Genomic DNA, 12,709 nt, shown 5'->3' on the forward strand with positions numbered 1-12,709 from the left:
CGTGTGTCGGCCCTTCGAAACCGTGCCGAGCACGCATAGCGTCGTGCGTATGACCGTGACGACGACGACCACACGCCGGTCGATGCTGCCCCTGTTCGCCGGCGTGGCCTCGATGAACACCGCGATGGTCGGGGCGAGCACCGCCGGCACGCTGCTGGCCGCCGCGGCGGCGGGCTCGGGCTGGAGCGGGCTGCCCTCGGCGTGCGGGGTGCTCGGCAGCGCGCTCGGCACCCTCGGCGCGGGCACGGTGATGGCCAGGCGCGGCAGCCGCCCGGTGCTGCTCGCGATGTACGGCCTCGCGGTGGCCGGGGCGCTGGTCGCCTTCGCCGCCGCGGCCGGGACAGTGTTCGCCGTCCTGCTGGTGGGCATGGTGCTGGTGGGGATCGGCAATGGTGCCGCACAGCTCTCCCGGTACGTGGCGGCGGAGCTGTACCCGGTGCGGCGCAGGGGCTTCGGGCTGTCGGTGATCGTGTGGGCCGGCACCGTCGGCGCCGTGGCCGGGCCCGCGCTCCTCGCCCCGGGGGCACGGGTCGGCGAATGGCTCGGGCTGCCGGCGCTCGCGGGACCGGTCCTGGTCGCGGCCGTCGCGTCCGGGCTCGCGCTCCTGGCGACGGCGACGCTGCCGAGGGTGCCCCCGCCGCCGGCACGTCCTCGGCTGTCCGCGGTGACGGCGTTCGCCGCGCTGCGCCGGCCGGTGGTGCTCACCCCGCTCGTCGCGATGGTGGCTGCCCAGCTGGCGATGGTCGCGGTGATGACGATGACGCCGCTGCAGCTCGAACACCACGGCCACGGCCTGGACGTGGTGGGCTGGACCCTGGCCGCGCACATGATCGGCATGTTCGCGCTGGCGCCGCTGTCCGGGCGGATCGCCGACCGCCTCGGGGGCCGCGTGACGATCGGTCTCGGAATCGGCGCGCTCGTGCTCGCCGCCGCCGCGTCGGCTCCGGCCGGGGGAGTCGAGCTGTCGTTCGGCCTGTTCCTGCTCGGCTACGGCTGGAACCTGGTGTTCGTCGGCGGGAGCAGCCTGCTGAGCAGGGACCTGCCGGCCGAGGAGCGGATCCAGCTGCAGGGCGTGGTGGACGCGGTGGTGTGGGGCTCCTCGGCGCTGGCCAGCCTCGCCGCCGGCACCCTGTTCCACGCGGGCGGGTACGCCCTCGTCGCCGTGGTCGGGGGCCTGGTCGCGGTGGCACCGGTGGTGCTGCTGGCCAGGCGGAACGGCTGAGGCCAGCGCGGGTAGCCGGTCAGCGCGGGTCGGTCAGCGCAGGTCGGCGTCGAGCCCGAGCCGGACCACGGCGGCCCCCGCGGCCTGCATCGGCAGGCCGGCCACCGAGGCCGCGGTGAACGGCCGCTCGGTCACCGAGCCCTCCTCGTTGTGGCCCACCCAGTCGCCGAGCAACTCGTCGAAGACGTCGCCGTCGAACACGACCGAGACCAACAGGTCGGTCGCGAACGTGAGCGGGTCGACCCCGAGGCCGAGGCAGTGTGCGCGCAGACGGCCGGCTCGCCAGGCAGCCGTCATCGCGGCGGCGAACGGCCAGGCCCCGTAGTCCACATCGGACCGCTCCGGCTCGCCGAGCAGCTCCTCCGCGTACTCGCGAAGGATCCCGTGCCACAGCGAGAAGTCCAGATGGTCGCGGCCCGGGGCGGTGGCCTGGAACACGCCGACCGGGACGACCTGGTAGAGCCCGCCCGCATGACCCACCCGCGCGGGATCCCGCCAGTGGAGGAAGAACGTGGGGTCGGGTCCCGACCGGACGGTGAGCACGCTGACCCCGAGGTTGGCCGGACGACGGGACAGGTCGCACGGGTCGCCGATCGCGTCGCGCAGCGGGGTGGGGCCCCCGGCGGCGTACTCATGCGCCGCGGCCTCCCCGGTCTCGATGTGGTCGAAGTAGGTGCCCGGACCGAAATCCAGCCGCGGCTCGCCGGTGAGCGTGGCGTTCAGCAGGCGGTAGGTCGGCCGGTTCTCGAACACCGTGGGTGCGTCGAGCTCGGCCATGAGTCCTGAGTAGCCGGCGCCGGGCAGTTGGGGCAGCGGCGGTGAGTCGCCGAGGGTGAGCCGCAGCTCGTCGAGCGGAACCGGCCGCGTGGGTGTCCACTCCGGTCGGGTGAGCAGGGGGGTGCCGGCGAGCCTGGGCAGGTCGGGGTAGCGCGAGGCGGCCTCGACGCCCAACCGGTGGCGGTGCTCCCGCAGGCGCGCGCGCATCGCCAGCCACTCCGCCGCGTCCTGCCCGGCCCCTGCCGCGGTGCTGCCCACACGGCGATTCTGCCGGACTATATTGACAAGAAAAACTGTCAATAGACATGATGGTGCCGTGGCCGCCGGGATCACCTACGTCGACGAGCCGGACCAGGTCCGGCTCGCGCTCTCGCCGCTGCGTCGTCGGCTGCTGGCCCGGCTGCGCGAGCCCGCGTCGGCGACGCAGCTCGCCGCCGCGCTCGACCTGCCGCGGCAGCGGGTCAACTACCACCTGCGGGCCCTCGAGAACGCGGGGCTCGTCGAGCTCGTCGAGGAGCGACCGCGGCGGGGCTGCGTCGAGCGGATCATGCGCACCCGGCCGGGCGCGTTCGTCGTCGACCCGGCGCTCATGGGCGCCGAGCTCACCCAGATCCACGACCAGTACGCGGCCGAGCACCTGGTCGGCGTCGCCGCGGCCACCGTCCGGGACGTCGCACGGATGCAGGCCCGGGCGGCCGAGGAGGACAAGCGGCTGCTCACGTTCACCGTCGAGGCGGAGGTCCGCTTCGAGCGCCCCGCCGACGTCCACGCGTTCACCGACGAGCTCGCTCAGGCGCTCCAGGAGGTCGTCGACCGGTACGACCGCGCCGAGGGACGGCCCTACCGGCTGGTCGTCGGCGGCCACCCGAAACCCGCAGCCCCCCAGGGAGACAACTCATGAACGACACCCCGCGGATCGAGGTCACGATCGCGGCGCCGGTCGAGGCCGTGTGGCACGCGCTGCGCGACAAGGAGTCCATCCGGCACTGGCACGGCTGGGAGTACGAGGGGCTCGACGGCGAGATCGACCTCATCTACTTCACCGACGCCGAGGAGGACGAGCAGGCGCGCACGCTCGGCGTGCAGGGCGGGGACCTGATCCGCCTCGAGCCGGCCGGGGAGGGCACCAGGGTCACGCTCACCCGGGCACCGCTCGGGGCGAACCCGGACTGGGACGCCTTCTACGGCGAGATCACCGAGGGCTGGGTCACGTTCCTCCAGCAGCTCCGCTTCGCCGTCGAACGCAAGCCCGGCGCGGTCCGGCGGACGGTGTTTCTCACCGGCACCAACAGGGCCGGCCGCTCGCTCGCGGCCGAGCTCGGCCTGCCGACGGGGGACGGCCCGTTCGAGGCGACCCTGCTCGGCGAGCCGGTGAAGGGCGAGACCTGGTACCGCTCCGAGCACCAGTTCGGGGTGGCCGTCGACACCTGGGGCGGAGGCCTGCTGGTGGTCTCCAGCACGGGTCCGTTCGACGGCCGGCCCGACGGGGTCGCGATGGCGCTGCTGTCGACCTACGGCCTCGACGACACCGAGCTCGCCGAGCTGACCGGTCGGTGGACCCCCTGGTGGAACGAGCGCTTCCCGCCGGCGTCGTGACCTCCGCGGAGCGGGCGGGCCTTCGCCTCGGTCGTTCCGCACTCCCGAGCCGCTTCGGGCCAGCGTGCCCGCTGCCACGATCGTCCTCGAGCATCGCCTCTCCCGGACGCCCCACTTCGTCCCCGGAGACCCGGCCGCGCGATCACCGCATCACTAGCGACACTCCCCGTGGTTGTGCGAAACGCAAGCCATTCGGGTGGCGCCGATCATGCGTCTACTCGGGGGAACGTGCGCCGGTTTCCACTTCGGAGAGTAACCAAGAACGGTGCGAAGGAGCTAGCGCGCAGGTTGCGTCCCGAACGCCGCCGACCGTCATCCGATCGAGTTATCTTGAGCGTAATCGCAGGTGAAAGCGATCCTTGCGACTGCATGTGCAGGTGCACGGTCTGCCATTCTGCTTTCATGAACAACAGCGGCCACTCGTCGATGAATACGCACCGTTCATCGCTTCACGCGAATGATCACCGACGCGGCACAAGATCGATCCGGGATGATGGACAGCGGCACGCCCCGGGGCCGGCGCGCCGACCGAGCCGCCTTCAATGACAAGTGGCTCCCTGCTGGCACAGGGAGCCACTTCGCGTCCAGCCCTCAGGCGACAAGTTCATGGGCGAACAAGATCGAAAGGGATAGAACGGTGACTATTTTAAGACCAGACACCGTCCCGGCACCAGAAGAGAACAGCACGAACACCACGAAACCCATCCAGCGAGCACCCCGTAGACGTCGTGTCCAACTCGCGGTGCTGGCCGTGACACGGGAAGCGCCGGAGCTGCCGCCCCCTCGGCGGACGGCCCTACCCGAACCCCGTCGTCGTCGCTTCAGCCCGACCGCCCGAGACGACTGGCTGCGCCTCGCCGAGTGGCTGGTCGGCGACTGGGCGGCGACGCTGCGGCAGGCACTCTGGATGGCGCTGCTGTTCCTCGCGGTGGTGCTGGTGATCGGCGTGGCCTTCGGGCTCGGCATCGCGCTGGCGACGCTCGCCGTCGGCACAGTGGTGTTCCTGGCCGGCCGCAGACGCGGCGGCCCGACGCTCACCTGACCAGAACCCGGACACCCCTGGGGGCTCAGCCGCTCCCAGGGGTGTCCGAACTACATCCACATCGGGTCGCTCCCGGAGCTACCCGTGCCGGCGACGCAACCGCTCAGCAGGTCAGTCGGGCCTCGGCCCAGTCGGCGTGGTCGAAGTTCTTGTTGTCCCCGCCGTCGGTGACGCGCAACGAGAGCATCCGCACCCCCGTGACGTCCAGGTCCACCGGCAGCGCCGGGCCCGGGCGCAGGACGCCCGAGTCGAACAGGGGCTCGCCGTCCCCGACGACCTGGAAGGCGACCGAGCCCGGTTCCGACGTCTCGTCGTCCAGGCCGAGCAGTGCGGTAAACCGCGAGCAGCGTTGTCCCAAGTAGACCGTGACGTTGGCCGGCGCGTGGGTGCCGAGGCCCCTGTCGTACACCACGCCGTCGATGGTCAGCGGGTTGCCGTCGCCGGCGTCGGACTCGCCGACCGAGCGGTCCCGCTCGACCGGCCCCCAGCCGTTGGTCTCGGTCACGAACGGCACCTCGCTCACGAACGGCGTGCCGTTCAGCGGTGGCGGCGGGACGAACAGGCGGACCGCCTCCTCGACGTGGACCCGGTCCGGCCACCCGGCCGCGTCGAACGTCGCGACCACCGGAAGGTCCACATAGCCCTCGGCACTGCCCTGTCCCACCCGCACGGTCCAGCGACCGCGCAGCTCCTCGCCGGCGGGCAGGCGGTGCCTGGTGACCTCCCGCCCGTGCACGCTCCAGCCCTCCGGCACCACCGGGGCGAGTCGGACGTCGCGCACCTCCCGGTCCGCCGAGAACACCGCGGTCACCTCGACCGCCTCGCCCTTCGCCACGTCCACCTCGCCGGCCGGCGTGACGCTCAGCGCGGAGGCCGGCACGTGACGCGGCGGCAGGTAGCAGGTCGACCGGCCGGGCCGGGCGCGGCAGGCGACAGCGGCGAACCCGCCGTCGCTCGGGACGTCGATCGCCAGCGTGTCCCGGTTGGTCAACACCCGAGCCGAGCGCACCAGGTCCCCCCGCGGCTCCTCGCCGTCCCGGACGACCTCGACCAGCCACCGGCCGGGGCCGAGGAACCGCAGCGGCGCGGTGACCGTGCGCGCCTCGCCCGAGGCGATCGCCCCGAGGAACCAGCGGTCACCGCCGCGGCGGGCGAACACCGCGCCGCTTCCCGGGTGACCGGCGACCAGCTGGGTCTCGTCCCACGCCGTCGGCAGCTGGTTGAGGTACCGCAACGCCTCCGGCCGGCGCTCGTAGGCCTCCGGCATGTCCGCGAAGTGCTGCCAGCCCGACTCGTAGACCACCGCCAGGGCCACCTCGTGGGCGATCGAGGCCCGATGGATCCCGGTGTCCAGCGAGACGGGGGTGTAGTCCATCGAGCCCACGACGTTGCGGGTGAACGCCTGCACCGGGTTGTTCGCCGGCAGCGGGTAGTTCTCCGCACCCCGGACGGCCTCCATCGTCATGATGTGCGGCCAGGTCCTGGCGAGGCCGTGCGGGATCGTCGAACCGTGGAAGTTGACCATGAGCTCGAGCTCGGCCGTCTTCGCCAAGACCGCGTCGTACCACTGGTAGCGAGCCTGGCTGTCGGACTCCATGAAGTCCAGCTTGACCCCGCGCACACCCCAGCTCTTCACCAGCGGCAGCGTCGTGTCCCGTTCCTCGGCGGTGTCCAGGCGGTTCCAGTGGAACCACAACAGGATCTCCACGCCCCGAGCCCTGGCGTACCGCACCAGCTCGGGCACCCACTCCGCGCTCCAGCCCTCGTCCACCAGCACCGCGTACCAGTTGTTGCGGGCGGCGAAGTCCACGAAGTCCTTCTGCCGTGCGAAGTCGCTGGGGCTGGGGTGGTCGGACAGCCACGACCACGCGACCTTGCCCGGCCGGACCCAGGAGGTGTCCCTGACCCGCGACGGGCTGGCCAGGTCGTCGACCAGAGTGGACTCGGTGACCGTGGCCAGGTCGCCCACGATGGCCGTGCGCCAAGGGGTCCGCCGCGCGGTGACCTCGGCGTCGGCCAGCACGACCTGGTAGGTCGGCGACCCGGCGGCGTGGCGCAGGCGGCTGCCCGAGTACCGGCCATCCACATCGGACTCGGTGAGCAGGGCGAAGTCCTCGCCGACCTGGAACAGCGACGGGTTGCCGAAGTCCCCTGCCGCGGCCCCGGCGGCCGTGGTGGCCACCCTGTTCTGCTCGTAGTAGGAGTTGTAGGGCAGCAGCCAGGCCGGCGCGTCCGCCGGCAGCGTGAACGCCGACGCCTCGCCGGTCACGGTCAGCGGAGCCGGGAGCTCGTAGCGGTAGGCAACGCCGTCGCGCGCCACGCGGACGACGAGGTCCATCGCCGCGTCCCCGGCGCCCCGCAGCGCGAGGCGGAGCTCGGACATCCTCGCCGAGCGCTCGAGCCGCTTGCCGGTAGTCATCCGGTAGCGCTCGACGACCGTCCGGCGGTCCACGTCGACCACCCGCAGGCCCGTGCTCAGATCCACCTCCGCGGTGTGCAGGCCGACCGCCGCCGGGGCGAGCACTGTGCGGCCGCCACGCACGACCGCCAGCGTGAGCGAGCCGCCGGTCAGCTCCACCCGTGCCGACACCTGCCCCTGCGCGGCGGTCCACCGGGACGGGCTCGGCTGGGCGGCTGCCGGGACGGCGGTCACCGCGCCGGCGCTCAGGGCGAGCACGGCGACGGTACCGGCGGCGAGGCGGGACAACGAGGACAGCATTCGGCTACCTCCGCGCACGACATCGGGCGGGCACTACGGCTGTCGAAATCTGGAAGTTTCTGTGTGCTTCCTGTTCAACAGGTACTGGACCTGTCCGACAAAGGCAAGACCAGGGCGCTCTAACGGGCCCGGATCCCGAGGATCAGCGTCTCGGCGAGACGGGCGATCGTCGGCTCGAAGGGGAAGTTGGCGACCCGCAGGTCGGGTTCCTCCTCGTAGAGGGCCTGCATCAGCGGTGGCGGGTGGGCCGCCTGCCAGAGGCTGGCCGCGACCGCGTTCACCGCGCCCACCAGCTCGATCGCGTCGTCCTCGGACAGCTCGGGCAGGACGGTGCGTATCTCTGCGGCCACCGCCGCGAGCGCGTCCACCGTCGCCCGCTTGTAGGCACGGGCCGCGTCCAGGGACACGTTGCGTTCCAGGTTCAGCGAGGCGTGCGTGAGCAGGTCGCAGAGCAGCGGCCGCTCAGCGAGGGTGGCGGCGAGGGCGGCGGCGACCTCGCTCACCGAGCCCACCGCGACGCCCGCCAGCCTGGCGCGCATGCCCTGGACCCAGTCGGGCCAGTCCTCCGTGGCGATCCGCAGGTAGATCTCCTCGCGGGTCTCGAAGTACCGCAGCAGCGCGGACTTGTGCACGCCGACCGCGCCCGCGATGTCGGCCAGGCTCACCGCCCGCACCCCCTGCCGCGTCCCCAGCGCGCGGGCGGCGGCCAGGATGGCCTCGTACCGCTGCCGCTTGTGTTCGGGCCGCCGCGCCCGCTGGAACGTCACATGTTCACGTTAGAGCAGCTTGTCCAGCGTGATCGGCAGGTCGTAGACCCGCCGCCCGGTGGCGTGGAACACCGCGTTGGCCACCGCCCCGCCGACGCCGGTGATCCCGACCTCGCCCGCGCCGAGCACGCCGAGCGGCATCGTCGGGTCGGGATCGTCCAGGAACGACACGTCCAGCTCCGGCACGTCCGCGTGCACCGGAACGTGGTACTCGGACAGGTTCGCGTTCATGATCCGGCCCGTCCTGGGGTCGACCAGCGTGTGCTCGCCCAGGGCCAGCCCGAGCCCCATGACGATCCCGCCGCGCAGCTGGCTCGCGGCGGTCTTCGCGTTGACCACCGTGCCGATGTCGAACACGCCCACCCACCGCGAGACGCGGACCTCGCCGGTGTCCGGGTCGACCCGCACCTCGCAGAAGTGGGCGCCCGAGGCCGCCCTGACCCACCGGCGGCCGTCGAGTGCCAGCCTGGTCATGAACCGCGCCTGGTCGGCGAACCGGCGGAGCCTCGAGCCGCCGCCGACCGAGGCGTCGAGGTGTGCGCGCCCCGCTCGGGTGAGGACCTCGACATAGGTCTCCCCACCGTCGGGTCCGAACAGACCGCCGTCGCGGGCGGCCAGGCCGGCGAGCGGCCGACGGCCGAGCGGCGAACCCGACCGCCGGGCGAGCGCGTGCACCGCGCCCCGGAGCTCCGCGCACACCGACAGGACGGCGGCCGCCAGGCTCGCGGTCTGGGCGGACCCGCCGGCGGGCGGGCCGGAGGGCAGCGCGCTGTCGCCGTGCTCCACCCGGACCGACTCGAACGGCACGCCCAGCTCGTGCGCGACGATCTGGGCCTGTGCCGTCGCCGTGCCCATGCCCATCTCGTGGAGGGCCGAGCGCAGCACGACCGAGCCGTCCGCCGAGAGCCGCAACGTCAGCGCCGCCGGCAGCTGCCAGGACGGGTGGTACGCCGCCGCGACCCCCCAGCCGACCAGCCACCGGCCGTCCCGCATCGAGCGCGGGTCCGGCGAGCGGCCCGCCCAGCCGAACCTGGCCGCGCCGACCTCCAGCGCGGCCCGCAGCCGGCGGTGGGAGAACCGCTTGCCGTCCAGGGGATCGCGCTCCGGCTCGTTGCGCAGCCGCAGCTCGACCGGGTCCAGGTCGAGCCGGTGGGCCAGCTCGTCGATCGCGGCCTCCAGGGCGTAGGTGCCGATCGCCTCGCCCGGCGCGCGCATCGAGGTGTTCGGCAGCAGGTCGAGCGTGACCTGACTCTGGCGCAGCAGCATGTGCTTCGCCGCGTACAGGTGGCGGGACTGGGAGACCACCTGTTCCGGACTCCCGCCGGCCCGGCCCGTGAGGGTGGTGGACGTGTGCACCAGTGCGGTCAGCCGGCCGCTCGCCGTGGCACCGAGGGCGACGCGCTGAACCGAGGGCGTGCGGCCGCCGACCGTGCGGTAGACCGCCTCCCGGGTGAGCAGCAGGCGCACCGGCCGGCCAGTGGCTCTGGCGGCCAGCACGGCGAGGACCGTGCCCGGCCAGACCCTGGCCTTGCCGCCGAACCCGCCGCCGACGAACGGGGCGATCACCCGGACGTTCGAGACCGGAACGCCGAACCGGTGCGCGAGGTGCCGCCTGGTCCACTCGATGCTCTGGGTTCCGTCGTGGACGGTCAGCTCGTCGCCGACCCACGCCGCCGTGGTCCCATGCGGCTCGAGCGCGTTGTGGTTGTGCCCGGGCGTGGTGAAGCGCAGGTCCACCGACACCGCCGCCTCGGCCAGTGCCCGTTCGGCGTCGCCCTTGCTGCCGCCGGCCGGAGCGAGCATGGAGTTCTTCTGCTCCACGGCGTCCGGCAGCGCCGCGTCGAAGTCCACGGCCGACGGCGACGCCTGGTAGTCCACACGAACCAGCGCCGCCGCTTCCGCGGCCGCCTCCGGCGACGTCGCGACGGCGACCGCGACCGGCTGTCCGTCCCAGTGGACCTCGTCGGTGTTGAGCACGTTGACCGTGCTGGATGCGGCCATCGTGCTCAGGTCGAGCAGGGTGACCGCCCGCGGCGGGTTCATCGTCGGCGCGTTCTCGTGGGTGAGCACAGCGAGCACCCCGGGCAGCGCCGTCGCCGCGGCGGTGTCGATCGAGATGATCCGTCCCCGGGCGACGGTCGCGCAGACCAGTGCCGCGTGGGCGAGGTCGGGGTAGGGGTAGTCGGTGGAGAAGCGGACCGCGCCGGAGGTCTTGGCCGTGCCGTCCACCCGGTCGACCGGCCGGCCGAGCACGCCCGCGGTGTCCACCGCGGCCGGTGGTGCCTGGGTCATGCCGCGCTCCCCTCGGTGGCGAGGCGGTGCAGCGTCGCCACGATCGTCCGCCTGGCCAGCTCGACCTTGAACCCGTTGTCCTCCTGGACGACCGCCGTCGCGAGCTCGGCGTCGGCGGCGGCCCGGAAGGAGTCCTCGGTGGCCGGTGCGCCGGTGAGCACCCGCTCGGCCTCCACTGCCCGCCAGGGCTTGGTCGCCACACCGCCCAGCGCGAGCCGGACGGCGACCACCGCACCGTCCCGGACCACGAGCCCGGCGGCCACCGAGACGAGCGCGAACGCGTAGGACGCCCGGTCGCGCACCTTGCGGTAGCGGGAGACCGCCGCGACCTCGGCCGCCGGCAGCTCGACCGCCGTGACAAGCTCGTCCGGCTCCAGCACGGTCTCCTGGTGCGGAGTGTCGCCGGGCAGCCGGTGCAGGTCGAGCAGCGGCACGCGGCGGGTGCCGCGCACGCTCTCCACCTCGACCACGGCGTCCAGCGCGGCGAGCGCGACGCACATGTCCGAGGGGTGGGTGGCCAGACAGCTCGGCGAGGTCCCGAGGATCGCGTGTGTCCGGGTGAAACCGCCGATGGCGCCGCACCCCGAGCCGGGCTCGCGCCGGTTGCAGGCGGTGGCTTGGTCGTAGAAATAGGCACACCTGGTGCGCTGCAACAGGTTCCCGCCCACGGTTGCCATGTTGCGCAGCTGGCCGGAGGCGCCGGAGAGGACGGCCTGAGCGAGCACCGGGTACCGCCGGCGCACCGCGGGGTGGGCGGCGAGGTCGCTGTTGCGCACGAGCGCGCCGATCCGCAGGCCTCCGTCGGGCAGCTCGTCCACGGCGTCGAGCGGGAGGCGGGTGATGTCGACCAGAGTGTCCGGGTGCTCGACGCCCGACCGCATCAGGTCGACGAGGTTCGTGCCGCCGCCGAGGAAGCGGGCGCCGGGCTCCGCCGCGACGGCCGCCACCGCGCCGGCCACGTCGACCGCGACTCGGTAGCCGAAGTCCTTCACGGCGCCACCTCCTCGATCGCCGCGACGATGCCGTTGTAGGCACCGCAGCGGCAGAGGTTGCCGCTCATCCGCTCGCGGATCTCGGTCCGGGTCAGTGCCGGTGCGCCGGCCACGTGCTCGGTGGCCGCGCTCGGAGCGCCGGCCGCGTGTTCGGCGAGCATGCCGATCGCCGAACAGATCTGGCCGGGAGTGCAGTACCCACACTGGAAGCCGTCGTGTCGGACGAATGCGGCCTGCAGCGGATGGTCGACCCCCTCGATGGTCGTGACCTCGCTGCCGTCGTACTGCACCGCCAGGGCGAGGCAGGACAGGATCCGCCGGCCGTCGACCAGGACCGTGCAGGCTCCGCACGCCCCCTGGTCGCAGCCCTTCTTGGGGCCGGTCACCCCCAGGCGTACGCGCAACGCGTCGAGCAGGCTGACCCGGGCTTCCAGCTCGGCCGACACCTCGGCGCCGTTGACCCTCATGCGTATTTCGACCATGAGCCGAAGTTAACAGAACGGCGTTGAGCTAACAAGAGACCGATGTTCTGTTAATTTGTCCGCATCGGGGACGGTTGGTCACGCCACCGGTTGGGTACACGCGGTGACAGGAGTGCCGAACTTGGAGGTGCAGGAGCAATGCTGATCCTCGGCTTGCTGCTGGTGGTGGCCAGCGGCGCGGCGGCGGCAGTGCTGATCGCGTACAACAGCGGTGGCACGGCGCAGACCGTGGACGCGTTCGGGCGGGAACTGGGCGACTTCACCCTGGCGCAGGCGTTCATCGCCGGCGTGGTGGTCGCGCTGGTGTTCCTGCTCGGTCTGGCCATGGTGATGATGGCGGGCCGCCGTGGACGGGAGAACCGGGCGCGCTACCGGGAGGCGCGCCGCGAGGCGAAGGCCGCCGCGGCCGAGCGGGACGAGCTGGCCGAGAAGCTTCGCCGGGACGAGGAGAACCGCGCCAAGCACGACAGCGGTCAGCAGACCGTCGTCACCACTCCGCCCGCCAGCCAGCCGGCCGCCCACAACCAGCCCACTCAGCCGGTCTCGACCCAGGGCGGTACCCCCAGTGGTGCCCCCGCCGCGGCGCCCAACACCTCCGGTGACACCGGTCGCCGGGGCCACGAGCAGCAGCCGGTGATCACCAACATCCGACCCGGCCAGTCGCCTTCCAGGTAGCGATCTGGCCTTCCACGGCCGGTCACGACCGCACTAACCCCCGGTGCACAGGTCGTGACCGGCCGTTTTTGTCAGGTGAACGGGCGGTGGCCGACACGCAGCGAAACGGACGCCCCGGACACTTCTCCCCGATCGGGTTGATCAA

11 protein-coding genes are annotated in these 12,709 nt (G+C 72.7%); 5 read left to right on the forward strand and 6 right to left on the reverse strand.

Features of this window, described 5'->3' with window-relative positions; genetic code table 11:
* Window positions 1-49: 49 nt before the first annotated feature.
* Window positions 50-1,222 (forward strand): MFS transporter, encoded by a 1,173-nt coding sequence (locus BU204_RS14990; protein ID WP_075126277.1) that lies wholly within the window; start codon window positions 50-52, stop codon window positions 1,220-1,222.
* 33 nt (window positions 1,223-1,255) lie between these two features.
* Here the strand turns inward: BU204_RS14990 and BU204_RS14995 are convergent, their stop codons facing one another.
* Window positions 1,256-2,257 carry a transcriptional regulator gene (locus tag BU204_RS14995; RefSeq protein ID WP_143229520.1) on the reverse strand — a complete coding sequence of 334 codons (1,002 nt, stop codon included), beginning with the start codon at window positions 2,255-2,257 and terminating at the stop codon, window positions 1,256-1,258.
* Window positions 2,258-2,315: 58 nt separating this feature from the next.
* Between BU204_RS14995 and BU204_RS15000 the strand changes: the two genes are divergently transcribed.
* The 3 genes from BU204_RS15000 (at window position 2,316) to BU204_RS15010 (ending at window position 4,637) form a co-directional block, all read left to right on the forward strand.
* A complete protein-coding gene (locus BU204_RS15000; protein ID WP_075126278.1) occupies window positions 2,316-2,900 on the forward strand; it encodes a winged helix-turn-helix domain-containing protein in 585 nt (194 codons plus the stop codon).
* A complete protein-coding gene (locus tag BU204_RS15005) occupies window positions 2,897-3,595 on the forward strand; it encodes an SRPBCC family protein (RefSeq protein ID WP_075126279.1) in 699 nt (232 codons plus the stop codon). Before BU204_RS15000 ends, BU204_RS15005 begins: the two co-directional genes overlap by 4 nt.
* Window positions 3,596-4,346: 751 nt before the next feature.
* Entirely contained in the window at window positions 4,347-4,637 is a 291-nt protein-coding gene (locus BU204_RS15010; protein WP_143229521.1) for a hypothetical protein, read from the forward strand.
* Window positions 4,638-4,740: 103 nt separating this feature from the next.
* Here BU204_RS15010 and BU204_RS15015 read toward each other — a convergent pair whose 3' ends face one another.
* The 5 genes from BU204_RS15015 to BU204_RS15035 form a co-directional block, all read right to left on the reverse strand.
* On the reverse strand, window positions 4,741-7,356 hold the full coding sequence (locus tag BU204_RS15015; protein ID WP_075126281.1) for a glycoside hydrolase family 97 catalytic domain-containing protein: 2,616 nt from the start codon (window positions 7,354-7,356) through the stop codon (window positions 4,741-4,743).
* Window positions 7,357-7,475: 119 nt separating this feature from the next.
* Window positions 7,476-8,123 (reverse strand): TetR/AcrR family transcriptional regulator, encoded by a 648-nt coding sequence (locus BU204_RS15020; RefSeq protein WP_075126282.1) that lies wholly within the window; start codon window positions 8,121-8,123, stop codon window positions 7,476-7,478.
* 9 nt (window positions 8,124-8,132) lie between these two features.
* Window positions 8,133-10,415, reverse strand: a complete 2,283-nt coding sequence (locus BU204_RS15025; RefSeq protein ID WP_075126283.1) for a xanthine dehydrogenase family protein molybdopterin-binding subunit — start codon at window positions 10,413-10,415, stop codon at window positions 8,133-8,135.
* The gene (locus BU204_RS15030) at window positions 10,412-11,407 is read right to left on the reverse strand and encodes an FAD binding domain-containing protein (RefSeq protein ID WP_075126284.1); all 996 of its coding nucleotides are present in this window, start codon (window positions 11,405-11,407) and stop codon (window positions 10,412-10,414) included. Before BU204_RS15030 ends, BU204_RS15025 begins: the two co-directional genes overlap by 4 nt.
* On the reverse strand, window positions 11,404-11,889 hold the full coding sequence (locus BU204_RS15035; protein WP_075126285.1) for a 2Fe-2S iron-sulfur cluster-binding protein: 486 nt from the start codon (window positions 11,887-11,889) through the stop codon (window positions 11,404-11,406). The genes BU204_RS15030 and BU204_RS15035 overlap by 4 nt, the downstream gene beginning before the upstream one ends.
* A 138-nt stretch (window positions 11,890-12,027) precedes the next feature.
* Here BU204_RS15035 and BU204_RS15040 point away from each other — a divergent pair, with 138 nt between their 5' ends.
* Window positions 12,028-12,564: a hypothetical protein gene (locus BU204_RS15040; protein ID WP_075126286.1), complete on the forward strand. Its 537-nt coding sequence runs from the start codon at window positions 12,028-12,030 to the stop codon at window positions 12,562-12,564.
* Window positions 12,565-12,709: the final 145 nt, after the last annotated feature.

It is taken from the genome of Actinophytocola xanthii, assembly GCF_001921205.1.
Lineage (GTDB): Bacteria > Actinomycetota > Actinomycetes > Mycobacteriales > Pseudonocardiaceae > Actinophytocola > Actinophytocola xanthii.